The sequence below is a fragment of the Streptomyces sp. NPDC090022 genome (assembly GCF_044748145.1).
Classification (GTDB): Bacteria; Actinomycetota; Actinomycetes; order Streptomycetales; family Streptomycetaceae; genus Streptomyces.
Map to the genome: position 1 here is coordinate 17679 of NZ_JBIVFN010000003.1, position 21337 is coordinate 39015.

Sequence of the window (21337 nt, forward strand, 5' to 3'; positions counted from 1 at the left end):
ACTGTCGGCCCTTCTGCGCCCTTGCCCGGCCCGGCGAAGGTGAATCCCGGTGGCGCCCGTTCCTCCCCCGTCGGGCGCCGCCGCCCACCGTTGCCGGCCGACCCGATGCCTCGTGCATCAGTACGGAGGACAGACCTGTGAAGCGCACCCTCGTCGTCGGAGTGGACGGTTCCCCCGAGAGCAGGGCGGCGGCCGACTGGGCTGCCCGGGAAGCCGTGCGCCGCGACATGCACGTCCATGTGGCCCACGCGTGGTTGTGGCAGCCGCTCGCCGTCCCCGTGGTCCAGGACCCGGATGGCGAGGCCCGCCGGGCCCGGCAGATCCTGGAGGAGACGGAGACCGAGCTGGTCCGCCGGCACCCGAAGCTCTCGCTCACCACCGAGCTGGTCCCGGACGTCCCCGTGCCGGCCCTGCTGCGCGCCGCCAAGGGCGCGGAGATGCTGGTCCTCGGCAGCCGCGGGCACGGCGCCCTCGCCGGCTTCCTGCTCGGCTCCTACGGACAGCAGCTGATCGCATCCGCCGACTGCCCCGTCGTCTCCGTCCGCGCCCGGCACGGCAAGCCGGTGACCGGGCCCGATGAGGGGGAGGTGGTCGTGGGCCAGCAGGGCGGCGTGGACGACTCCGCCGACGTCCTGCGCTTTGCCTTCGAGGCGGCCGCCGTACGCCGGGTCCCGCTCCGGGCGGTCCGGGCCTGGGACCTTCCGCTGGTCTATGGCTACAGTCTCGGCTCGGCGTGGATCGCCGATCAGTTCGGTGGGTTCGAGCCGTTCGAGAAGGAGGCTCTGGAGCAGGCGCTGGAGCCGTGGCGACTGCGGCACCCCGAGGTGGAGGTCATCGCTCACGTCGAGCAGGGGAGCGCGGGCCACGTGCTGCTGTCCGCCGCGTCGGACGCCCAGTTGCTCGTCGTCGGTCGGCGGGTCCGTGAATCGGCGCTGGGCACGCGCATCGGATCGGTCGCCCATGCCGCCCTTCACCACGCAGCCTGTCCGGTCGCCGTCGTGCCGCACCACTGAGCCGCCGCCCGGCAGGTGAAACGGCCGGGCAGGCGCGACGTGCGGCCTGCCCGGACCGAACCCGCGGGGGCGGCCGCCGGAAGGCAGCCGCCGGGCCTACCGGCCGGGCGGCGTCAGGGCGTGACTCGCGATCACCGCGGCCTGAACGCGCCGCTCCACCCCGAGTTTGACGAAGAGCCGCGAGATGATGTTCTTGACGGTCTTCTCCGCGAGGTACAGCCGCTTGCCGATCTCCCGGTTGGTGAGCCCCTCGCTGACCAGCAGAAGGACCTCCTTCTCCCGGTCGGAGAAACCGGGAAGCCCCGGTGCCTGGTCCTGCCCGGGCACGTCGCCGCGCATCCGGGCCATCAGCCGCGTGGTGGCGCCCGGGTCGAGCATCGACTGTCCCGAAGCCACCGTCCGTACGGCGCTCACCAGGTCGGTGCCCGTGATCTGCTTCAGGACGTAGCCCGACGCCCCCGCCATCACGGCGTCCAGCAACGCCTCCTCGTCGTCGAACGACGTGAGCATCAGGCAGGCCAGCTCCGTCATCCGCGAGCGCAGCTCCCGGCACACGCTCACCCCGTCGCCGTCCTGGAGCCGTACGTCCAGGATCGCGACCCGGGGGCGCAGCGCCGGGATGCGGACCAGCGACTGTTCCACCGTGCCGGCCTCACCGACGACGGTCAGGTCGGGCTCGGCATCCAGCAGGTCGTGCACTCCTCGGCGTACGACTTCGTGATCGTCGAGCAGGAAGACGCTGATGGGCTCCGCCGCGGGGGAGGGGACACCACTGCCGGTCATGACGCAGCTTCTTCGGCTGGGTCCGCCCTGGACGCACGGACACCGGCATCGTGCCCGTAGGACAGGGCGGAGGGACAGGGCCGATCGCGGCCCTCATCCGCCTGGTGCTCCGGGGTCCGGGTCCGGGCCGCGCGCCCGCAGAGGGACCTTCGGCCCTGTCGGAGGGACCTGCCGGGCCTTCTGGTGCGTGCGCGGGAGGGATGGACTTGTGGTGCACGGGGAACGGCGCGGCCCGACGGAGCCGCAGGCAGCGCGGAGGACGCCATGACGACAACCCCGATCGACCTGAGGACCCTGGCGGGCGACGACCGCGACCTGATGATCGCGCTGGCCGGGGAGCTCGACTTCCACACGGCTGGGCAGGTGGAGCCGCGCCTGCAGGAACTCGCGGAATCCGACTGCCGCACCCTGGTCCTGGACCTGCGTGGCCTCTCGTTCTGCGACAGCGCGGGCATCGACCTCCTCATCCGTCTGAGCCGTCGCTGCAGGCTCGCGGGGACCCGGCTGCTCCTCTGCGACGTGCCTCCCCTGGTGGCGAAGTCCATGCGGGTGCTCGGCGCCGACCGTGACCTGGTGCTCGTCGCCTCGTGATCGCGGTGCCGCCGCGCCGCGAGAGCCGGATGAGCGGGCAGTGCGGCCGGCCCTGCTCCCATGGTGGGCCGAGGGGGAGGGAGACCACGTCACGGGCTTCCGGCCGACTGCCGCACCGTCGCCGGCCGGCCCCGCGACCCCCCGCCGAGTCCCGGCCTTCCTCCTCAGCGGTCGCCGGCGAGCGGCGCCCGCCATACGAGCCTGCTGCCGCCCCCTTCGGGGGTTTCGACGGTGAAGGTTCCACCCACGTCCTGTGCGCGCTCCTCCAGGTTGCGCAGACCGCTCCTGCGTCCCTGCGCCGGAATGCCCGTGCCGTTGTCCGTCACGGTCAGTACGATCTCGCCCTGCCCGACCCTCAGGCTCACGTCGACCCGGGACGCCCGGGCGTGGCGGGCCGCGTTGCTGAGGAGCTCACCCAGCGCGGCGACCGCGTGGTCGGCGGTCCGCGGAGGTACGTCGGTGTCGAGGAGCCCCTCCATGCTCAGGCGGGGCGGATGGCCGAGAGAGGCGGCCGCATCGCCGACGGCACGGGCGGCGCGGGCACGCAGGCCGGGCCCGCTCTCGCGGTCCTTGTTCCGGAGTCCGAAGATGGTCGACCGGATGATCTTGATGGTCTCGTCCAGGTCGTCGACCGCCCGCCCGACCCGCTCGGCAGCGCCCTCGTGCGCCACGAGCCGGGCGGCACTCTGGAGGGTCATGCCGGTGGCGAAGAGCCGCTGGATGGCCAGATCGTGCAGGTCACGGGCGATCCGGTCGCGTTCCTCGAGCAGTGCTATCTGTTCCGCGTCCCGACGTCGCTCCGCCAGCTCCATAGCGATCGCCGCCTGACCCGCGAAGGCGACGAGCGGCTCCAGCTCACCTTCGCCGAAGGCCGGATCGCCGGCCGAACGCGAGAGCAGCAGAACGCCTCGGCCCTGCCCGCCCCCCGTACCCAGCGGGACCGCCACGGCAGGTCCGAGCTCGTCCCGCCCCCGAACCGGAGCCTCGGCCGGGTAGCACCCGTCGTCCCAGGCCCGCAACGCCGTCACGGGCTCGCCCGCCCGGTGCGCGGCTCCCACGAGCGTGCCGTCGCAAGGGACGACCAAGCCCTGCCAGCCGACTGCCTCCGTACCGGCCTCGCCGGCCCCATCGGCCGCGAACTCCACGACCAGGCCGTCGCCACCGTCCACCGGCACGGCGATGTGCGCGAACCGTGCTGCCGTGATCTCCTGGGCGCGGCGGGCGATGAGTTCCAGCACCGCCGGACGCGGACTGCCGGAGAGCAGACTCTCGGTGATCTCCGCAGTGGCCCGGAGCCACAGCTGCTGGCGCTGCGCCCCCTCGTAGAGCCGTGCGTTGTCGATCGCCACACCCGCCGCCACGGAGAGGGTGGAGATCACGGTCTCGTCCTCGGTGTCGAAGTCGACCCCGCCCCGCTTGTCCGTCAGGTAGAGGTTCCCGAACACCTCGTCACGGACCCGGATCGGCACGCCCAGGAAGGTACGCATGGGCGGGTGGTGAGCCGGAAAGCCGTGGGAGGAGGAGTGCGCCCCGAGATCGGTCAGGCGCAGCGGCTCCGGGTGGTGGATGACCTCACCGAGCAGCCCGTGGCCGGCCGGCAGCGGACCGATCGCCGCGATCTCCTCATCGGTGAGCCCCACGGTCAGGAACTGCGCGAGCCTGCGCCCGTCGGGACCGATCACCCCCAGCGCCCCGTACTCGGCGTCCACGAGCAGCGCGGCCGCCTCCACGATCCGCCGGAGCACCTGGGCGAGATCCAGCTCCCGCCCCACCGACACGACGGCCTCCAGCAGGCTGTGCACTCTGTCGCGGGTGCCCCGCACCTCGTCGATGCGCACTTGGAGCTCATCCAGCAGCTCGTCGAGTCGCATGCGCGGCACCCGCGTCACGGGATCCCCCACAACCACGCGTTTCCCCTCCGATCGCCCGGCCCGCCCGTCCGGCCTGCGGCCAGCGTATCGACACGCCGACGCCCGAAGGGCATCGTTGCGTGCGGATGCCCGCCGTGACTGACTTGATCGAAGCGCCCGACGACGGGGAGGAGACGGCCATGGCACTCGGCAAGGCGCTGTACGAGGCGGAGCTGCTGCGGCTCCAGACGGAGCTGATCAAGCTCCAGGAATGGGTGCGCGCGGAAGACGCCCGACTGGTGGTCGTCTTCGAGGGCCGCGACGCGGCGGGCAAAGGAGGGACGATCCAACGGATCGCGGAACACCTCAACCCCCGAGTGGCGCGTATCGCGGCCCTTCCGAAGCCGACGGAACGGGAGCGCACGCAGTGGTACTTCCAGCGCTACGTGGCGCACCTGCCCGCCGCCGGCGAGATCGTCCTGTTCGACCGCAGCTGGTACAACCGGGCAGGAGTCGAGCACGTCATGGGCTTCTGCACGCCCGCGGAGCACCAGCTCTTCCTGCGGCAGTGTCCGGTGTTCGAGCGGATGCTGGTCGAGGACGGGATCCTGCTCCGCAAGTACTGGTTCTCCGTCAGCGACGCGGTCCAGGAGGAGCGCTTCCGCCGCCGCGCGAAGGACCCGCTGCGCCGCTGGAAGCTCTCCCCGATGGACCTGGAGTCCCTGACCCGCTGGGAGGCGTACTCACGGGCCAAGGACGAGATGCTCGTCCACACGGACACGGCGGACGCACCCTGGTACGTGGTCGAGAGCGACGACAAGCGCAGCGCGCGGATCAACATGATCGCCCACCTGCTGTCCTCGCTCCCGTACGAGGACCTCACCCTGCCGCAGCTGGTCCTGCCGGCCCGGCCCCCGTCCACCGGGTACCAGCGGCCGCCCAGGGAGCTCCAGACCGTCGTACCCGATCACGCGGCCACGCTCGGGAAGGGGTGAAGCGACCGCGTCGTGCGTCTCCTTGGTCGTGGGGTGGGATCAGAGGCAGCTGCCGCTGCCGTAGGGCGCGTACAGGTCGAGCAGCCGGATGCGGGCGGCCTGGAGGCGGTGGGCGAGGACCTGACCGACCCAGTGGCCGAGGGCCGGGCCGAAGTCCGGATCGGCGTCCATCAGCCTCCGCACCCGCCACGCCGCGTCGAACTCGTACGCGCGTACGGGCGTCATGGCCTCGGCGCCCAGGCGCCAGGTGTACGGCTTGAACAGCCACGAGCAGCCGACCAGCTCGCCGGAGCCGAGGTTCTCGATGACGGCCGCGCGGCGGCCGGGCACCTGGACGTCCAGGGCCAGGGCCACGGCGGGCGACCCCGCGCGGTACGCGGCGCTCGCCGCGGCCCTGGCCCTTCTCGTCGGAGTGCTCTGCCTGGTCGCGTGGGCGGTCCGGCTGGGCTTCCTCGCCGACCTGCTCTCCAGGCCCGTCCTCGTCGGCTACCTGGCCGGAGTCGCGTTCATCATGATCGTGGACCAGTTGCCCCGACTCACCGGGACCGAGGGCAGCGGTTCCGGGTTCTTCCCGCAGTTGCTCTCCTTCCTCCGCAACCTCGGCGAGGCACAGTGGCCCACGACGGTGTTGTCCGCCGGATGCCTGGTCCTGCTGTTCACCCTGCCCCTTCTGTCGCGCACGTCGAGCGGGGCGCGCCAACGGCGCCTGACGGGCAAAAGTCCAGGCCAGGCGCCGTTCTTCGTGCTCCTAGAAGAAGCCGAGCTTCTTCGGCGAGTACGAGACGAGGAGATTCTTGGTCTGCTGGTAGTGGTCCAGCATCATCTTGTGGGTTTCGCGGCCCACGCCCGACTGCTTGTAGCCACCGAACGCCGCGTGCGCCGGGTAGGCGTGGTAGCAGTTCGTCCAGACCCGGCCGGCCTGGATCGCGCGGCCCGCCCGGTAGGCCGTGTTCATGTCGCGGGTCCATACGCCCGCGCCCAGGCCGTACGCCGTGTCGTTGGCGATCCGTACCGCGTCGTCGAAGTCCTGGAAGGACGTCACCGAGACCACCGGCCCGAAGATCTCCTCCTGGAAGACCCGCATCCGGTTGGTGCCCTCGAAGATGGTCGGCTGGACGTAGTACCCGCCCGCCAGCTCGCCCTCCAGTTCCTGGCGCCCGCCGCCCGTCAGGATCTTCGCGCCCTCCTGCTGGCCGATCTCCAGGTAGGAGAGGATCTTCTCGAGCTGCTCCGACGAGGCCTGCGCGCCGATCATCGTCTCCGTGTCCAGCGGGTGGCCGGGCACGATCAGCTCGGTGCGCGCGATCGCGGCGTCGAGGAAGTCGCCGTACCGGCCCCGCTCGATCAGCGCGCGCGACGGGCAGGTGCACACTTCGCCCTGGTTGAGCGCGAACATCGCGAAGCCTTCCAGAGCCTTGTCGCGCAGGTCGTCGTCGACCGACCAGATGTCGTCGAAGAAGAGGTTCGGGCTCTTGCCACCGAGTTCGAGCGAGACCGGCTTCAGGTTCTGCGCGGCGTACTGCATGATCAGTCGCCCCGTGGACGTCTCCCCGGTGAAGGCGATCTTCGCGACCCGCGGGCTCGACGCCAGCGGCTTGCCGGCCTCCTCGCCGAAGCCGTTGACGATGTTGATCACACCGGGCGGCAGCAGGTCCGCGACCAGGCTCAGCCAGTAGTGCACCGACGCCGGGGTCTGCTCTGCGGGCTTGAGCACCACGGTGTTGCCGGCCGCCAGCGCGGGCGCGAGCTTCCACGTCGCCATCAGGATCGGGAAGTTCCACGGGATGATCTGCGCGACCACACCCAGCGGCTCGTGGAAGTGGTACGCCACGGTGTCGTCGTCGAGCTCGCTCAGTGTGCCCTCCTGGGCCCGCAGCGCCCCCGCGAAGTAGCGGAAGTGGTCGATGGCCAGGGGCAGGTCGGCGGCCAGGGTCTCGCGCACCGGCTTGCCGTTCTCCCAGGTCTCGGCGACCGCGAGGGCCTCCAGATGCTGCTCCATGCGGTCGGCGATGCGCAGCAGGATCGTCGAGCGCTCGGCGGCGGACGTACGGCCCCACGCGGGCGCGGCGGCGTGCGCCGCGTCCAGGGCGCGCTCCACGTCCTCGGCCGTACCACGGGCGAGCTCGGTGAACACCTCGCCGGTGACGGGGGAGGGGTTGGCGAAGTACTGGCCGCGGGCGGGTTCGACGTACTCGCCGCCGATGAAGTGTCCGTAGCGGGACGCGTACGACATCAGCGCACCGTCGGTGCCGGGTGCCGCGTATCGGGTCATGCTGTCCTCCCCATGCCGGTCGGCGCCGTCCACCGTCGGACAGCGCGCGGGGCGAGGCTAGGAGGGGGCGGGTTGCGGGGACGTTGCACGGCTGGGTGCCGGTGCGGCCCGCGGCGCCCCGAGCCGGCTGGCGGGTGCGCCGGGCGTCCGCGCGTACGTCGTCCGGGGCCCGCCCGGGTGCGTCGTCCCGGACCCTGCCGCGTGCGTCTTGGTCCGGGCCGCCGCGTGCGGTGTCGCCGGGTGCTGCGGCTACGTGGTCGGCCCGCCGGGTACGCCGCCCAGTTCGGCGTCCAGCGCGCGCACCCGGCTCAGTGCCGCCGGCCGGGCGCCCGGCGGCAGGGCGGCCGCCAGGGCCCGCCAGGCCGCCGGGTCGTCCTCGCCCCACGGGCTGCACACCCAGTCGGCGAGCAGCCCCGGATCCGCGCGGGCGATCAGGGCGGCACGCGCACCGTCCTCGAGACGGCGCCGCAGCCGTACGATCCCGGGCGCCGTCGAGGCGGGCAGCAGCGGGCCCGCGTACCCGGTCAGCGCGGCCGAGACCGCACCCACCGCGAGGTGGCGGGCGACGGCCGTGAAATCCGCCTCCAGCGGCACGGCCGTGCGGTACGGGCGGGAGAGCAGGACCCGCGGGCCCAGCAGGGCGCGTAGCCGTGACATTTCGGCGCGCAGGGTCACCGGTGACATCGCTTCGTCCTCGTACAGCGTCATGAGGAGTTCCTCGCCGTGCATGCCCTCCGGCCGGTGCGCGAGCAGCACCATGATCTCGCTGTGGCGGCGCCCGAGCCGGACCTGTCGCCCGTCGCCCGGCACCAGCAGCGCCGTGTCCCGGCCGAGCGCGGTCAGCGTGGGCGCGGCGGTGGTCGGCGGGCCGGGATCCAGCAGCGCGAGCTGGGCCTGCGCCGCCCGCGCCACCGCCTGCACGAACGCCAGCGAATGCGGGTGCGCGAGCCCGTCCCCGCCGGTGATGTCGATGGCGCCCAGCAGCCGGCCGGTCCGCGGATCCCGCACCGGCGCCGCCGCGCACGTCCAGGGGTGCGCGCGACGGCTGAAGTGCTCCGCCCCGAACACCTGCACCGGTTCCCCGACCGCCACCGCCGTTCCCGGCGCGTTGGTCCCCATCGCGGACTCCGCCCAGCGCGTCCCCGGTACGAATCCCAGGTCCTGCGCCCGCTCCAGGGTCGCGGTGTCGCCCTCCACCCACAGCAGGCTGCCGCGGGCGTCGCAGACCGCGAGCAGATGCGCCTCGTGGGCGGCGAACGCCCCCACCAGCTCCCGGAACACCGGCATCACCCGGGCCAGCGGATGCTGCGCGCGGTACGCCAGCAGCTCGGCGTCCGCCAGCTCCGGGGCGCTGTGGCACTCGGGGCTGAGCCGGGCCCGCGCGCACCGCCGCCACGACTGGGCGATCACCGGACGCATCCGGCCCAGGAGCCGCCCGTCCGCCGTGAACGCGTCGTGGGCGCGCCGCAGTTCACGGGCCCGCAGGACCGGGTCGGTCCCGCCCGGCAGTGCCACCGACGGTTCGCCCATGCCAGCCTCCCGAAGGCAACGGTTCCCGGAGCGCCCCATCGTCGGCCCGGCGCCTGGGCCCGGCAAGGCCCGCGTCGGCCAGGTCGCGCACGGTTCAGGTCCCGGGTGGAGGGGGGCTTCCGGGATCGCGGATCCCGGAAGCCGGATCCGGCCGGAAGCCGTGGGAACGCTCCGCCGCGGCCCGGCGTTGTAGGAAGTAGTGCCCCCAAGCAGGAGGCAGGAGGAGGTGTCCGTCAGATGTCGACCAGCGGAAAGGTCGCGGTGGCCGGAGTCGTGGCCGCCATCGTGCTGTTCTGGACCGTCGGATTCTGGGCAGGGCTGTTGGTCCTGATCGGAGTGCCGACGGCTGCCTACCTGCTGCTGGACTCGTCCCAGCGGCGCCGCCTGCGGGGCATATCGAGGAAGCAGATCGGCCGCTGAGCGCGGCAGGGGGGACCGGCATGAGCGCGGGGACGGCCGCGGGCCGGGTCACGGCGGTCAGCAGGAACGAGGAGTATGCGTTCACCAAGCCCAATCGCGACAGCATCACGCTGCTCGAGGGGCTCGGTGTCGAGGGCGACGTGCACGCCGGGGTCACGGTCAAGCACCGTTCCCGCGTCGCGCAGGACCCGACCCAGCCGAATCTCCGCCAGGTGCACCTCATCCACGGGGAGCTCTTCGAGGAGGTGGCGGAGGCCGGCTTCACGGTCGAGCCGGGACAGCTGGGTGAGAACGTGACCACGGCCGGCCTGGACCTGCTGGCCCTGCCCGTCGGCACGCTGCTGCGCCTGGGCGAGGAGGCGGTCGTCGAGGTGACGGGTCTGCGCAACCCGTGCCTGCAGATCGACGCCTTCCAGGACGGCCTTCTCAAGCAGGTGGTCGGCCGGGACGACGAGGGCCGGATCGTCCGCAAGGCCGGGATCATGGGTGTCGTGCACGAGGGCGGCACGATCCGCCCGGGCGACCCCATATCCGTGACCCTGCCCCCGCCGCCGCACATCCCGCTCGACCGGGTCTGACGGCCTGACCTGGCCGACCGGGCCGGCCGGCTGCCCGCTTGGGCAGGCGGGTCGGCGGGTGTGGGCTGGGCGCTGGTCGGTGGTAGGCGCGCGGGTGCCGGGCAGGGGCAGTCGTCCCGCGCGTTCAGGCCGGGCGTTCAGATCGTGCGCTCAGGCCGGGCGTACCGCGACGCGGTTCAGGGCCTCCAGCAGCCCCGGCAGGTCCGCCTCGCCGTCCCGGGGGACCGGGATGACCTCGCTGGGCTCCTCGTCCAGCAGGACGAAGGCGATGTCGTCGGTGCGGGCCACCAGTGACCAGCCGGGCCCGTCCACCCGCAGCGTCCGCGCGCCCTCGCCCGCGAACGCGGACCGCACCCGGCCCGGCGGCGGAGGAGTCTGTTCGTACGCCCGGGCTTCCGTCAGCGCACGGGTCAGCCCCGGGTGCGAGACCGTGCGCCCGCCGTCCGACTCGTAGCGCTCCCGCCACTCCGCCCACTGCTGCGCCACCTGGTCCGCGCCCAGCCGGCGCTGCACCGGGCCCCACACATCTGCCGTCGGCGGGCTCAGCGGCACCCGCCCGGTGCCGTCCGCGCCCTGCTCGGGATCGTGCGGCTCCGGGATGCCCGGCGCGGCCACCGACAGGGCCAGGGGCCAGCCCGCCAGCGACACCACGATGCTCCGTTCGTCGGGCGACAGGTCGTAGTCCATCCCGCAGTCCCAGGAGGAGATCGCCAGTGCGACCAGCGACACGTCGTCCACGACGACCGTCCAGCGCGCGCCGTCCTCGTCCTGCCCCAGCACCAGCCCGTAGCCGTCCGCGGCCGGCGGGACGCCGAGCAGCGCGCAGGCTTCCGGGTAGTCGTCGCCGAGCATGCTCGGGAACTGCGCGGGGGTCAGCAGCACGGCGGACAGCACGTACAGCGACCCGCCACCCTCGTCGTCGGACACTGATCCTCCCGGTCGCTCTCTCGTCGGCGCACCCTAACCAGCGAGTAACCCGCGCGTCGAGAGGCCGCGGCGGGCGATTTCCAAGGTCACCACCTGCACGTAGAGTTGGGGACCCGCCACAGAAAGGGACGCCCCGGTGCAGCGTTACGACCGGCTGAAGCAGATCCTCCGGCTCGATCCCGACAAGGATTTCCTGGCCATCTACCGGCTCACCGCCACCTACGAGTTCCCCTGGGACCTCGCCCGTGCGCTGGAACTCGCCCTCTACCGGACCTACGCCGTCCCCAGCATCGGCCGGCTGCTCGGCGACACCGCCGAATTCACCGACCGCACCCAGAAGCGCTACGACGACACCGCGCTGCTGCTGGACGCGGTGGTGGAGCACGGTTTCGACAGCGACACCGGGCGCACCGCCATCCGCCGCATCAACCAGATGCACCGCAGCTACGACATCAGCAACGAGGACATGCGGTACGTCCTGTGCACCTTCGTGGTGATTCCGAAGCGCTGGCTGGATGCCTACGGCTGGCGTCCGCTGAGCCGCCACGAGCAGCATGCCTGCGCCCGCTACTACGAGACCCTCGGCACCTACCTGGGCATCCAGGACGTCCCCGGCTCCTATGAGGAGTTCGAATCCGTCCTCAACGCCTACGAACAGGAGCATTTCGGATGGGACGAGGGGGGCCGCAAGGTCGCCGACGCGACCCTCGATCTGGCGGTCTCCTGGTACCCGGCCCCGCTCGCGCCCCTGGTACGCGGCGGCATCCTCGCCCTGATGGACGCGCCGCTGCTGGCGGCCCTGCGCTACGGGCGGCCGAGCCCGGCGGCGGTGCGGATGGCCCGCGGCGCCCTGCGGCTGCGCGGGCGCGCGGTCCGGCTCCTGCCGCCCCGCGCCACCGCGCACCACGGGCGCCAGAACCGGGAGATCAAGGGCTACCCGGACGGCTACGACGTGGGCGAGCTGGGAACCTTCCCGGTCCCCGGCCGGGGTGGCTGCCCCGTTCCGCACCCCCGCCGCGCCGCGGGCGCCGACGCCCAGCAGTAGCCACGCCGCACGTCCTCAGGCGCACGCCGTACGGCGTCAGCCGCGCGCCGTACGGCGTCAGGCGCGTCGTACGGCCAGCGCCAGGAAGCGGGCTTCCTCGTCGGCGTACGAGGTGAGGTCCCAGCCCGAACCGGCCAGCAGCGGGCCGAGGTTGTGCTCGGCCCGCATGTCCTGCGGAGTCAACTCCCGGCCCTGGCGCGCCGCCAGCGCCGCCCGCCCGATCGGGTGAAACAACGCCATCCGGCCACCGGGGCGTACGACCCGCGCCAGCTCCCGCAGATTCGCGGCCGGTTCGGGCAGGTGGGCGATCAGCCCGGCGGCGAACACTGCGTCCAGACAGCCGTCACGCAGCGGCAGCCGCGCGACATCGGCCTGCAGCAGCGCGCCGTCCCGCGCCCGCCCCGCCCGTACGGCGGTGGCGAGCATCGCCGGGGTCAGGTCGACGCCGAGCACCGTGCCCGCCGGCCCGACCGCCGCCCGCAGCGGCGTCAGCGCGCGCCCGGTGCCGCAGCCCGCGTCGAGCACCCGGTCGCCCGGCCGTAGCCCGAACTCGGCCACGGCGGCCTCGAAGGCGGGCGCGTCGTCGGGGAACTTGCGGTCCCAGGCGGCGGCGCGCGCCCCGAAGAACTCCTGCACGTGTGTGTGGTCCTCGCTCATGCGCCCATGATCCCCCACCGGTCACCGCCTGCGGACCGTGCGCAGGATGACACTCGGCGTGATCGAACCTGAACGTAGCTCTGTCATATTCCAGCAGTTCCAGCGGCTTTCGAAATGCGCCCCTTGTTCGCGCCCTCACTCGCACTAGCGTCCGTTGGCCATGGGACACCTGGACCACGCAGCCTATGGCTGGCTGACACCCGTGCTGTCGTATGTGATGGCATGCATAGGCGCGGCCCTCGGGCTGCGCTGCACCGTCCGCGCGCTCGCCGCCACCGGACACTCCCGCCGCAACTGGCTCATCACCGCGGCCTCCGCCATCGGCACGGGCATCTGGACGATGCACTTCGTCGCGATGCTCGGCTTCCACGTCACCGGCACCGAGATCCACTACAACGTGCCGCTGACCATCCTCAGTCTGATCGTGGCGATGCTGGTCGTCGGCGCCGGGGTGTTCGCCGTCGGCTACGGCAAGAACCGCGGCCGGGCGCTCGTACTCGGCGGGCTCACCACCGGACTCGGCGTGGCCAGCATGCACTACCTCGGCATGGCGGCCCTGCGGTTGCACGGTGTCGTCACGTACGACCCGCTCGCCGTCGGGCTCTCGGTGGCCATCGCCGTGGTCGCCGCCACCGCCGCCCTCTGGGCCGCGCTCAACATCAAGTCACCGCTCGCCGTCGCCGTCGCCTCGCTCGTCATGGGTGCCGCCGTCAGCAGCATGCACTACACGGGCATGATGGCCGTCGCCGTGCGCGTCACCCCCTCCGCCGCGGCCCTGCCGGGTGCCACCGCCATGCAGTTCATCTTCCCCCTCGCGGTCGGCCTCGGCTCGTACCTGTTCATCACCTCCGCGTTCGTCGCCCTCTCCCCGACCGCCGACGAACGTGCCGCCTCCGCCTCGGCCCGCACCCTGGGCGCCACGGCCCCCGCGCCCTGATCCCGACCCTGCCCCGATCATGTCCCGGGGTTTCGGCCCGCCCCCGCCCCTGTACGCCGCCGGGCCCGGTCCGCAAGCCCGTACGCGGCCGTGACCGTACGCCGTTTCCGGGCTCCTCCGTTCCCCAGTCCCCCGTCCCCCCGTCCCCCCGACCCGCCGACCCGCCGACCCCCGACCCGTCCCCCCTCCCCGGAACGAGGAGCTCATGCGCATCCCCCGCAGCACACCGGACGCCACGGCGGCCCGGCTGCCCGCGCCGCCGGCGCGCGGCCGCCGGGCGCACGCCGGGCCACCGGCAGAGGAGGACCCGGCGGACGCCCCGGCACCCGCCGCGGCGCCCGTCCCCGCCACGGGCGGCGGCCCCCGGCTGCGGCTGCGCCCCGCCACCGTCCGGGCGAAGATCGTCTCGCTGCTGATGGTCCCCGTGGTCTCGTTGCTCGCCCTCTGGGCCTTCGCCACCGTCAGCACGGCCCAGGACATCGCCCGCCTCAGCCGGGTGCAGCGGATCGACACGGAGGTGCGCGCCCCGCTCACCCGCACGATCGCCGAGCTCCAGGCCGAACGCCGCGCGGCCGTCCGCTTCCTGGCCGACCCCGGCGCCGAACGGGCCGCCGGGCTGCAGGCCCAGGCCCGCCGCACCGACAGCGCCGTGCGGGAACTGCGCCTGGGCGACCGGCACACCGTCGCCGACGCCGGCGACTACCCCGGTGACGTCGCCGTCCGGCTGGGCGCGTTCGTCAGCGCCACCGAGGCGCTCGGTCCGGCCCGCACCGAGATCACCGACCGTCGCGCGACACCGGACGCGGCCTACGAGACGTACACCAAGATCGTCGACGCCGCCCTCGCGGTCGGTGGTGCGCTCGCCGCAGGGCAGGACACCGGCGCGGCGGACGACCCCCGGGTGCTGCTGGAGTTCGCCCGGGCCGGGGAGCTCCTGGCCCGCGAGGACGCGCTGCTCGCCGTTCCGGGACAGCGCAGCACCGAAACGCTCCGGCGGTTCACCGGCGCCGCCGAGACCCGCCGTACCCTCGTCGAGGCCACCACCCGTGATCTGCCCGGCGCGCAGGAGGCCGCCTGGCGGGCCATCGCCAAGAGCGCCGCGTACGCCGAACTCGTCGCCGCCGAGGACCGTGTGCTCGGCCTCGGCACCGGAAAGGACGCCCGCGGTGCGCCCACCGGCTGGGACGCGGCGTACACCACCGTGGGCGGGGCGATGCGCGACATCGAGAACGCCGGGTACAGCGGGTACACCGGGACCGCGCGCCCCGCCGACCCGCTGGCCGAGGGCCTGCTCGGACCCGCCGGAGCCGCCGTCCTGCTCGGCCTCGCCGCCGTCGCCGCCTCCCTCGTGATCTCCGTCCGCATCGGCCGGGGGCTCGTCGTCGAACTGGTCTCGCTGCGCAACAGCGCGCTCGAGATCGCCCACCGCAAACTCCCGCACGCCATGGACCGGCTGCGGGCAGGCCAGGACATCGACATCGCGGCCGAGGCCCCGCCCGGCCGGGCCGCCGAGGACGAGATCGCACAGGTCGGTGAGGCCCTCTCCACCGTCCACCGGGCTGCCCTCGGCGCCGCCGCGGAGCGCGCCGAACTGGCCAGCGGCATCTCCGGGGTGTTCGTCAACCTCGCCCGCCGCAGTCAGGTCCTGGTCCACCGGCAGCTCACCCTGCTCGATGCCATGGAACGGCGTGCCGACGACCCGGGTGAGCTCGGCGACCTCTTCCGCCTCGACCACCTCACCACCCGCATGCGCCGGCACGCCGAGAGCCTGATCATCCTGTCCGGCGCGGCACCGGGCCGGGCCTGGCGCATGCCGGTGCCGCTGACCAACGTCGTGCGGGCCGCCGTCTCCGAGATCGAGGACTACCCGCGGGTCGAGGTCGGCCGGCTCGCCGAGGCCGCGGTGGTCGGCGCCGCCGTCGCGGACCTCACCCACCTGCTGGCCGAACTCATCGAGAACGCGACCCAGTTCTCCCCGCCGCACACCAAGGTCCGGGTCAGCGGCGAGCCGGTCGGTACGGGGTACGTCCTGGAGGTCGAGGACCGGGGACTGGGCATGGGGAGCGGCACCCTGGCCGACGCCAACCGGCGCATCGAGCAGTCCGAGGCCCTCGACCTCTTCGACAGCGACCGGCTCGGGCTGTTCGTCGTCAGCCGGCTCGCGGCGCGGCACGGTGTGAAGGTGCACCTGCGCACGTCACCGTACGGTGGCACGACGGCCGTGGTGCTGATGCCCAACTCCCTGCTCCAGGGCGCGATCACGGCGGGCACATCGGCCAAGGGCGCACCGGCCGAGGGCGCACCGGCCGAGGGAGGGTCGGCCAAGGATGGATCGGCCAAGGATGGATCGGCCGAGGACGGATCGGTCCATGGCGCGCCGGTCCGGGACGCGCTCGTCCGCGACGGATCGGTCCTGGGCGGGGTGGCTCAGGGCGGGGCGGTCCGGGGGCGCCGGGAAGCGCCGGAGCCGGCCCTGTACCCCCGGGCCGACCGGGCTCCGTACCTGAAGGAGCCCGCCGGCGCCGCGCCGTCCTCCGAGCCGGCACCGGCATGGTCCGGTGAGCCGGGTACGCCCGCCGTGCCGGTCGTACGGCGCGAGCCGCGCCCGGCGCCGGTGGCGACCCTCCGTCCCCGCAGGCCGATCGCCGTACCGGCCCCCGCCCCCGCACCCCCCGCCCCCGCACCCCCCGCCCCCGCATCGCCCGCCCCTGGACCCGCGTCCGCGCCCGGACTCGCCTCGGTCCCCGGTCCCGCCGCGCCTTCCGGGCCGCCCCGGCCCTCCCGACCCGAGCCCGTTCCGGCCGATGTCGCCGAACTGCCGCGCCGGGTCCGCCAGGCCAGCCTCGTCCCGCAGCTGCGCGAGGTTCCCGCGCCCCGGCCGGCGGCCGCGGCAGCGGCCCCGGCGGGGCCGCCGGGGCGCAGTCCGGAGGAGGCCCGGGCCCGGATGGCGGCCTACCGGGCGGGCTGGGTCCGCGGCACGGAAGACGACTCCACCCCCGCAGGCAGCGAAGGAGAACAGAGATGATCGAACACCAGGGATTCGACCTCGACGGAGCACGCCGCTCCGGCGAACTGGACTGGCTGCTCGACGACCTGGTGGTCCGGGTCCGCGAGGTCCGGCACGCGGTCGTGCTCTCCAACGACGGCCTGGCGGTGGGCGCCTCCAGCGCGCTCAGCCGCGAGGACGCCGAGCATCTGGCCGCCGTGGCCTCCGGGTTCCACAGCCTCGCCAAGGGCGCGGGACGGCACTTCCACGCCGGGGGCGTGCGCCAGACCATGGTGGAGATGGACGAGGGCTTCCTCTTCGTCGCCGCCGCCGGCGACGGGTCGGCTCTGGCCGTCCTCAGCTCCGCATCCTGCGACATCGGCCTGATCGCCTACGAGATGGCCCGGCTGGTCAAACGGGTCGGTGAACACCTCCACACCCCGCCCCGGTACGCGGCGCGTCCGCCGGCCGCCGGCTGAGGGTGGTCCGGCACATGGACGGCGGCCAGTGGTACGACGCCGACGCGGGCCCGCTCGTGCGTCCGTACGCCATGACCGGCGGGCGGACCAAGCCGGGTCCCCACGGGGTCCGGTTCGACCTGATAGCGCTGGTCGTGGTGGATCCGGACGGTGCCGAGGCGGCGGCCGAGTCGCTGCTCGGGCCGGAACACCGGTCGCTGCTGGGGCTGTGCAGGGCGGAGACCCAGTCGGTGGCCGAACTCGCCGCCGACGCGGACCTGCCGGTCGGCGTGGTGCGCGTACTGCTGGGAGATCTGCTGGAGGCGGGCCATGTCCGGGTCAGTCGGCCCGTACCCCCCGCCCAGCTGCCGGACGAGCGGATTCTGCGGGAAGTCATCGAGGGATTGCGAGCGCTGTGATGGGACTGAACTCCGAGGGGCCCGGCGGGGCCGTCGGACCGGACGCGGACGCGTGCGCGGACGCGGACGCCGTGGAGCCGGACGACGAGGGCGAGCTGGCCGCGCTCGCGCTGAAGATCCTCGTGGCGGGCGGCTTCGGGGTCGGCAAGACCACGCTGGTCGGCGCGGTGAGCGAGATCCGTCCCCTGCGGACGGAGGAACTCCTCAGCGAGGCGGGCGAACTGGTCGACGACACCGGCGGCGTGGACCAGAAGACGACCACGACCGTGGCCATGGACTTCGGGCGGATCACCATCCGCTCCGGGCTGTCGCTGTACCTCTTCGGGACCCCGGGGCAGGACCGCTTCTGGTTCCTGTGGGACGAGCTGTCGCAAGGCGCGCTGGGCGCGGTCGTCCTTGCCGACACCCGGCGGCTGGAGGACTGCTTCCCGGCGGTGGACTACTTCGAGCACCGGCGGATCCCGTTCGTGGTGGCCGTCAACTGCTTCAGCGGGGCGCGGCGGTACGGGGCGACGGACGTCGCACGGGCGCTGGACCTGGAATCGGGGACGCCGGTGGTGCTGTGCGACGCGCGGGACCGGGATTCGGGGAAGGAAGTACTGATCAGGCTGGTCGAGTATGCCGGGCGGGTGCACACCGCCCGGCTGCTGGACTCGGTGGAACCCCAGGCGGGTTCCGTATGAGGGGCCGGTCCGGGGCGCCCGTACGGCCGGAGCCGGAGCCGGAGCCGGAGCCGGAGCCGGAGTCGGGGGCAGGGGCAGGGGCTACGGCGCGGTCAGTCCGCTACGCCGCTCTCCGAGACGACCTTGTCGATACGGACCCGGACGAGGAGTTCACCGGGGACGGCGTTGCGCAGGCCCATGGCCTCGGCGTGCTCCTCGCCCATGTACCGCCGGCCGAGCCGGGTCGCCCATTCCCGCATCTCCGCAAGGTCCTCGCTGATCTCGGCGCTGCCCTGGAGGATCACATAGGAGAAGGGCGGCCGGTCGTCGTCCACGCACAGCGCGACCCGCCCGTCACGGGCCAGATTGCGCCCCTTCACGGTCCCCTTGCCGGTGGTGAACACGAGGTCGTCACCGTCGAGGAGGAACCAGATGGGCGCGATGTGCGGGCTGCCGTCGTCGCGTACGGTCGCCAGCTTGCCGGTGCGGGTCCCTTCGGAAACGAAGGCCCGCCATTCCTCTGGGGTCATCCTCTGTGCCATGGGGACATCGTGCTTGCCGGAAAGCCGCTGGTGGGGAAGGCTGGCGGAACGATGACCACGGGGGACAACGGGGAGGGGCGGAAATGGCACTGGACAAGCAGCTCGACTGGCTGCTGGACGACCTGACGCGCAGGGTCCAGCAGGTCAGGCACGCGGTGGTGCTTTCCAATGACGGCCTGGTCACGGGGGCGAGCGCCGGGCTGGCGAGAGAGGACGCGGAGCACCTGGCCGCCGTCTCGGCCGGTCTGCAGAGCCTGGCGAAGGGGTCCGGCCGGCACTTCCGGGCGGGCGAGGTCCGCCAGACCATGGTCGAGTACGACGAGGGCGTGCTGTTCGTCATGGGGGCGGGCGCGGGCAGTTGCCTGTGCGTGCTGAGCGGGGCGGAGGCGGACATCGGGCAGGTCGCCTACGAGATGACGCTGCTGGTGAACAGGGTGGGCGAGCACCTGGGCGTCGCGGAGCGCAGGATCACCGGAGGGTAGTCCCACGGGTTCGCCGGTTGTCCACAGGCCCGGCGGGATGCCGTGACGGTCGGTTACGGTTTTCACACAGAGTAATCACTCGGTGTGGAGGGGGACCGTGATGAAGGTCGACGAGACACGCACGCTGCTGGGCGGAGCGCGGGCCGCTGAGGAACTGGGACTCGGGCGCGGGGAGTTCGCCAGGGCGGTGCAGCTGGGAATCGTCCGGGCCGGCCCGCGGGCGCCTGGGGGAGGGGCGCGCTTCACGCGCGCCGAGCTCGACCGGGTGCGGGCCGCCACGGGATGCCCGCAGGCGTTACGCGATCGGGTAGAGACCGTGGGGGCGACGGCCGCGGCCGCGGTTCTGGCGATCAGCCCGAGCCGGTTCACCCGGCTCGCCCGGTGCGGCCACGTCGTCCCGGTCGGTTACCGGATCAACCGGTACCGGGCCGTCGTGTGGCTGTACCTCACGGCGGAGCTGCGGGAGTTCGCCCGGAGCCGGCCGGGGCTGCTGCGGGGCAGCGCGCCCCCGGCGGACCGGGAGCTGATGGCCGCCCGAGGGGATCTGCGCCCGCGGACGTGGCGAGGGCGGCATGTCGAGCTGCTCCTGAGACGGACCGCCGACCCCTGGGAGCGGGCGGCCGTGCTCGCCTCGGTGCTGCCCGAGGACGAGGTGGAGCGGGCCGTGCCGGATCCGGCGGAGCGGGTCGTGCTGGCCGGTCTCGCCCCACCCCCGCCGTACGGGCATCCGCAGGCCCCGGCCGCGGCGGCCGTGGCCCTGGGCCTGCTGCGGGCCGGGCTGCCAGAGGAGATCCTCGGGTACCGGACCGGCCTCGCCTTCGCCCTGACCGGTGCCCGTGCCCCGGCTCAGTCGAAGGTGACGGGGGAGAGGGGGCCGACGTAGACCCAGGCGCCACCCTCGCGGGAGAAGCTGCTGTGCTCGTGCAGCGAGCCGGTGTGCCGGCCCTCGCGGTAGTGCGCCCGGAACTCCACCGACCCCTCCGTCTCGAACATCCCGCCGCGCTCGGTGGCGAGGATCTCCAGCCGCTCCCAGCGCTGTCCGGGATCCAGGTCGAGCCGCGCGGGGCGCGTCGAGGGATGCCACGAGCGCAGCAGGTACGCCGTGTCGCCGACGGCGAACGCGCTGAACCGGGAGCGCATCAGCAGCTCGGCGGTGGGCGCCGCCTGCGCGCCGGAATGGAAACGCCCGCAGCACTCGGCGTAGGGGGCGGGCAGGCCGCAGGGACAGTCGGTGGCCGGGGTCGGCATGGAGGGGCTCAGCTCTTCGGGGTCGGTGTATCGGGCGTGGCCGTCGCGGCGGCGGAGTACGGACGGAACAGGCCCTCCTGGACCACCGAGACCAGCAACCGGCCTTCCACATCGTAGATCCGGCCACGGGCCAGGCCCCGGCCGCCATGGGCGATGGGGGACTCCTGGTCGTAGAGGAACCACTCGTCGGCCCGGAAGGGACGGTGGAACCACATGGCGTGGTCCAGGCTCGCCATGTCGAAACCGCGCATGCCCCACAGGGGTTCCACGGGGATGCGCACAGCATCGAGGAGGGTCATGTCACTGGCGTAGGTGAGGGCACAGGTGTGCACCAGCGGGTCGTCGCCCAGCGGGCCGACGGCGCGCATCCACACCGCGCTGCGCGGATCGGCGTCCTTGAACTGCTCGGGCGTCCAGCGCAGCCGGTCCACGTAGCGGATGTCGAACGGCTGGCGCCGGGCCATCCGCTCCAGAGCCTCCGGCAGCGCGCCCAGGTGCTCGCGGATCTCGTCCGCGACCTTCGGAAGCGTGTCGGGGTGGGGGAAGTCCAACCGGGGAGGCAGCTGGTGCTCGATGCTGCCCTCCTCCGGCCGATGGAAGGAGGCGGTGAGATTGAAGATCGTACGGCCCTGCTGGACCGCGGTGACCCGGCGCGTGGTGAAGGAGCGCCCGTCGCGCACCCGCTCCACCTGGTACACGATCGGCACCCCGGGGATCCCGGGGCGCAGGAAGTACGCGTGCAGCGAGTGGACCGGCCGGTCGCCCTCGGTGGTGCGGCCGGCGGCCACGAGCGCCTGGCCGGCCACCTGGCCGCCGAAGACGCGCTGGAGGGACTCCTGCGGGCTGAGCCCGCGGAAGATGTTGACCTCGATCTGCTCCAGGTCGAGCAGATCCACGAGTCTCTCGGCGGGGTTCGTCATCAGGGGTTCTCCACTGCTGTCG

The 21337-nt window shown here is 73.3% G+C and carries 23 protein-coding genes and 1 pseudogene; 14 read left to right on the forward strand and 10 right to left on the reverse strand.

Annotated elements, in window-relative coordinates; translation table 11 throughout:
* The first annotated feature begins 137 nt into the window (after positions 1-137).
* Positions 138-1013, forward strand: a complete 876-nt coding sequence (locus ACIPXB_RS07775) for a universal stress protein (RefSeq protein ID WP_401445894.1) — start codon at positions 138-140, stop codon at positions 1011-1013.
* Between the two features lie 96 nt (positions 1014-1109).
* Here the strand turns inward: ACIPXB_RS07775 and ACIPXB_RS07780 are convergent, their stop codons facing one another.
* A complete protein-coding gene (locus ACIPXB_RS07780; RefSeq protein ID WP_401445896.1) occupies positions 1110-1796 on the reverse strand; it encodes a response regulator in 687 nt (228 codons plus the stop codon).
* A 264-nt stretch (positions 1797-2060) separates the two neighbouring features.
* On the opposite strand from ACIPXB_RS07780, the gene ACIPXB_RS07785 reads away from it, so the two are divergent.
* Entirely contained in the window at positions 2061-2387 is a 327-nt protein-coding gene (locus ACIPXB_RS07785) for an STAS domain-containing protein (RefSeq protein ID WP_401445898.1), read from the forward strand.
* A gap of 164 nt (positions 2388-2551) precedes the next feature.
* Here the strand turns inward: ACIPXB_RS07785 and ACIPXB_RS07790 are convergent, their stop codons facing one another.
* On the reverse strand, positions 2552-4258 hold the full coding sequence (locus ACIPXB_RS07790; protein ID WP_401445900.1) for a GAF domain-containing protein: 1707 nt from the start codon (positions 4256-4258) through the stop codon (positions 2552-2554).
* 179 nt (positions 4259-4437) lie between these two features.
* Here ACIPXB_RS07790 and ppk2 point away from each other — a divergent pair, with 179 nt between their 5' ends.
* Positions 4438-5232 (forward strand): polyphosphate kinase 2, encoded by a 795-nt coding sequence (ppk2, locus tag ACIPXB_RS07795; RefSeq protein ID WP_401447136.1) that lies wholly within the window; start codon positions 4438-4440, stop codon positions 5230-5232.
* 39 nt (positions 5233-5271) lie between these two features.
* Here ppk2 and ACIPXB_RS07800 read toward each other — a convergent pair whose 3' ends face one another.
* Positions 5272-5703, reverse strand: coding sequence for a hypothetical protein (locus tag ACIPXB_RS07800; RefSeq protein ID WP_401447138.1), 432 nt, complete (start codon positions 5701-5703; stop codon positions 5272-5274).
* Between ACIPXB_RS07800 and ACIPXB_RS07805 the strand changes: the two are divergent.
* Positions 5627-5851: pseudogene (locus ACIPXB_RS07805) on the forward strand (SulP family inorganic anion transporter); the annotation flags it as partial. The gene ACIPXB_RS07800 and the pseudogene ACIPXB_RS07805 overlap by 77 nt on opposite strands.
* Positions 5852-5980: 129 nt before the next feature.
* Here ACIPXB_RS07805 and ACIPXB_RS07810 read toward each other — a convergent pair.
* A complete protein-coding gene (locus tag ACIPXB_RS07810; RefSeq protein ID WP_401445902.1) occupies positions 5981-7504 on the reverse strand; it encodes an aldehyde dehydrogenase family protein in 1524 nt (507 codons plus the stop codon).
* A 249-nt stretch (positions 7505-7753) separates the two neighbouring features.
* Entirely contained in the window at positions 7754-9034 is a 1281-nt protein-coding gene (locus tag ACIPXB_RS07815) for a GAF domain-containing protein (protein WP_401445905.1), read from the reverse strand.
* A 237-nt stretch (positions 9035-9271) separates the two neighbouring features.
* Here ACIPXB_RS07815 and ACIPXB_RS07820 point away from each other — a divergent pair, with 237 nt between their 5' ends.
* Together ACIPXB_RS07820 and ACIPXB_RS07825 are read left to right on the forward strand one after the other, a co-directional pair.
* On the forward strand, positions 9272-9454 hold the full coding sequence (locus ACIPXB_RS07820) for a hypothetical protein (RefSeq protein ID WP_382638313.1): 183 nt from the start codon (positions 9272-9274) through the stop codon (positions 9452-9454).
* A 20-nt stretch (positions 9455-9474) separates the two neighbouring features.
* Positions 9475-10032 carry an MOSC domain-containing protein gene (locus tag ACIPXB_RS07825; RefSeq protein WP_401445907.1) on the forward strand — a complete coding sequence of 186 codons (558 nt, stop codon included), beginning with the start codon at positions 9475-9477 and terminating at the stop codon, positions 10030-10032.
* 150 nt (positions 10033-10182) lie between these two features.
* Here ACIPXB_RS07825 and ACIPXB_RS07830 read toward each other — a convergent pair whose 3' ends face one another.
* Positions 10183-10959, reverse strand: coding sequence for a hypothetical protein (locus tag ACIPXB_RS07830; RefSeq protein ID WP_401445909.1), 777 nt, complete (start codon positions 10957-10959; stop codon positions 10183-10185).
* Between the two features lie 136 nt (positions 10960-11095).
* Between ACIPXB_RS07830 and ACIPXB_RS07835 the strand changes: the two genes are divergently transcribed.
* Positions 11096-12004 carry an oxygenase MpaB family protein gene (locus ACIPXB_RS07835; RefSeq protein ID WP_401445912.1) on the forward strand — a complete coding sequence of 303 codons (909 nt, stop codon included), beginning with the start codon at positions 11096-11098 and terminating at the stop codon, positions 12002-12004.
* Between the two features lie 57 nt (positions 12005-12061).
* On the opposite strand, the gene ACIPXB_RS07840 is transcribed toward ACIPXB_RS07835, so the two are convergent.
* Complete coding sequence (locus ACIPXB_RS07840; RefSeq protein ID WP_401445914.1) at positions 12062-12661, reverse strand: class I SAM-dependent methyltransferase; 600 nt, start codon at positions 12659-12661, stop codon at positions 12062-12064.
* 160 nt (positions 12662-12821) lie between these two features.
* Here ACIPXB_RS07840 and ACIPXB_RS07845 point away from each other — a divergent pair, with 160 nt between their 5' ends.
* The 5 genes from ACIPXB_RS07845 (at position 12822) to ACIPXB_RS07865 (ending at position 18144) form a co-directional block, all read left to right on the forward strand.
* On the forward strand, positions 12822-13598 hold the full coding sequence (locus tag ACIPXB_RS07845) for an MHYT domain-containing protein (protein ID WP_401445917.1): 777 nt from the start codon (positions 12822-12824) through the stop codon (positions 13596-13598).
* Between the two features lie 205 nt (positions 13599-13803).
* Positions 13804-16623: a nitrate- and nitrite sensing domain-containing protein gene (locus ACIPXB_RS07850; protein ID WP_401445919.1), complete on the forward strand. Its 2820-nt coding sequence runs from the start codon at positions 13804-13806 to the stop codon at positions 16621-16623.
* A complete protein-coding gene (locus ACIPXB_RS07855; protein ID WP_401445922.1) occupies positions 16620-17063 on the forward strand; it encodes a roadblock/LC7 domain-containing protein in 444 nt (147 codons plus the stop codon). The genes ACIPXB_RS07850 and ACIPXB_RS07855 overlap by 4 nt, the downstream gene beginning before the upstream one ends.
* A gap of 14 nt (positions 17064-17077) precedes the next feature.
* Entirely contained in the window at positions 17078-17461 is a 384-nt protein-coding gene (locus ACIPXB_RS07860; RefSeq protein ID WP_401445924.1) for a DUF742 domain-containing protein, read from the forward strand.
* The gene (locus ACIPXB_RS07865) at positions 17461-18144 is read left to right on the forward strand and encodes a GTP-binding protein (protein ID WP_401445927.1); all 684 of its coding nucleotides are present in this window, start codon (positions 17461-17463) and stop codon (positions 18142-18144) included. Before ACIPXB_RS07860 ends, ACIPXB_RS07865 begins: the two co-directional genes overlap by 1 nt.
* Positions 18145-18236: 92 nt before the next feature.
* Here ACIPXB_RS07865 and ACIPXB_RS07870 read toward each other — a convergent pair whose 3' ends face one another.
* Positions 18237-18665: a PPOX class F420-dependent oxidoreductase gene (locus ACIPXB_RS07870; protein WP_401445930.1), complete on the reverse strand. Its 429-nt coding sequence runs from the start codon at positions 18663-18665 to the stop codon at positions 18237-18239.
* An 83-nt stretch (positions 18666-18748) separates the two neighbouring features.
* On the opposite strand from ACIPXB_RS07870, the gene ACIPXB_RS07875 reads away from it, so the two are divergent.
* Positions 18749-19147 (forward strand): roadblock/LC7 domain-containing protein, encoded by a 399-nt coding sequence (locus tag ACIPXB_RS07875; RefSeq protein WP_401445932.1) that lies wholly within the window; start codon positions 18749-18751, stop codon positions 19145-19147.
* Positions 19148-19247: 100 nt separating this feature from the next.
* Entirely contained in the window at positions 19248-20030 is a 783-nt protein-coding gene (locus ACIPXB_RS07880) for a DUF6397 family protein (protein ID WP_401445934.1), read from the forward strand.
* On the opposite strand, the gene ACIPXB_RS07885 is transcribed toward ACIPXB_RS07880, so the two are convergent.
* Together ACIPXB_RS07885 and ACIPXB_RS07890 are read right to left on the reverse strand one after the other, a co-directional pair.
* Positions 19994-20395, reverse strand: a complete 402-nt coding sequence (locus ACIPXB_RS07885) for a YchJ family protein (RefSeq protein WP_401445937.1) — start codon at positions 20393-20395, stop codon at positions 19994-19996. The two genes, ACIPXB_RS07880 and ACIPXB_RS07885, sit on opposite strands and share 37 nt — an antisense overlap.
* 8 nt (positions 20396-20403) lie before the next feature.
* Positions 20404-21315: an acyl-CoA thioesterase gene (locus tag ACIPXB_RS07890; RefSeq protein WP_401445939.1), complete on the reverse strand. Its 912-nt coding sequence runs from the start codon at positions 21313-21315 to the stop codon at positions 20404-20406.
* Between the last annotated feature and the right edge of the window lie 22 nt (positions 21316-21337).

What these genes read in the sequence shown, in the direction of transcription:
- ACIPXB_RS07875 (WP_401445932.1), top strand. Translation starts at nt 18,749, where the DNA reads ATGGCACTGGACAAGCAGCTCGACTGGCTGCTGGACGACCTGACGCGC.
- ACIPXB_RS07885 (WP_401445937.1), bottom strand. Translation starts at nt 20,395, where the DNA reads ATGCCGACCCCGGCCACCGACTGTCCCTGCGGCCTGCCCGCCCCCTAC.
- ACIPXB_RS07780 (WP_401445896.1), bottom strand. Translation starts at nt 1,796, where the DNA reads ATGACCGGCAGTGGTGTCCCCTCCCCCGCGGCGGAGCCCATCAGCGTC.
- ACIPXB_RS07855 (WP_401445922.1), top strand. Translation starts at nt 16,620, where the DNA reads ATGATCGAACACCAGGGATTCGACCTCGACGGAGCACGCCGCTCCGGC.
- ACIPXB_RS07790 (WP_401445900.1), bottom strand. Translation starts at nt 4,258, where the DNA reads ATGCGACTCGACGAGCTGCTGGATGAGCTCCAAGTGCGCATCGACGAG.
- ACIPXB_RS07825 (WP_401445907.1), top strand. Translation starts at nt 9,475, where the DNA reads ATGAGCGCGGGGACGGCCGCGGGCCGGGTCACGGCGGTCAGCAGGAAC.
- ACIPXB_RS07840 (WP_401445914.1), bottom strand. Translation starts at nt 12,661, where the DNA reads ATGAGCGAGGACCACACACACGTGCAGGAGTTCTTCGGGGCGCGCGCC.
- ACIPXB_RS07870 (WP_401445930.1), bottom strand. Translation starts at nt 18,665, where the DNA reads ATGGCACAGAGGATGACCCCAGAGGAATGGCGGGCCTTCGTTTCCGAA.
- ACIPXB_RS07880 (WP_401445934.1), top strand. Translation starts at nt 19,248, where the DNA reads ATGAAGGTCGACGAGACACGCACGCTGCTGGGCGGAGCGCGGGCCGCT.
- ACIPXB_RS07865 (WP_401445927.1), top strand. Translation starts at nt 17,461, where the DNA reads ATGGGACTGAACTCCGAGGGGCCCGGCGGGGCCGTCGGACCGGACGCG.
- ACIPXB_RS07785 (WP_401445898.1), top strand. Translation starts at nt 2,061, where the DNA reads ATGACGACAACCCCGATCGACCTGAGGACCCTGGCGGGCGACGACCGC.
- ACIPXB_RS07810 (WP_401445902.1), bottom strand. Translation starts at nt 7,504, where the DNA reads ATGACCCGATACGCGGCACCCGGCACCGACGGTGCGCTGATGTCGTAC.
- ACIPXB_RS07845 (WP_401445917.1), top strand. Translation starts at nt 12,822, where the DNA reads ATGGGACACCTGGACCACGCAGCCTATGGCTGGCTGACACCCGTGCTG.
- ACIPXB_RS07820 (WP_382638313.1), top strand. Translation starts at nt 9,272, where the DNA reads ATGTCGACCAGCGGAAAGGTCGCGGTGGCCGGAGTCGTGGCCGCCATC.
- ACIPXB_RS07815 (WP_401445905.1), bottom strand. Translation starts at nt 9,034, where the DNA reads ATGGGCGAACCGTCGGTGGCACTGCCGGGCGGGACCGACCCGGTCCTG.
- ACIPXB_RS07860 (WP_401445924.1), top strand. Translation starts at nt 17,078, where the DNA reads ATGGACGGCGGCCAGTGGTACGACGCCGACGCGGGCCCGCTCGTGCGT.
- ACIPXB_RS07850 (WP_401445919.1), top strand. Translation starts at nt 13,804, where the DNA reads ATGCGCATCCCCCGCAGCACACCGGACGCCACGGCGGCCCGGCTGCCC.
- ppk2 (WP_401447136.1), top strand. Translation starts at nt 4,438, where the DNA reads ATGGCACTCGGCAAGGCGCTGTACGAGGCGGAGCTGCTGCGGCTCCAG.
- ACIPXB_RS07890 (WP_401445939.1), bottom strand. Translation starts at nt 21,315, where the DNA reads ATGACGAACCCCGCCGAGAGACTCGTGGATCTGCTCGACCTGGAGCAG.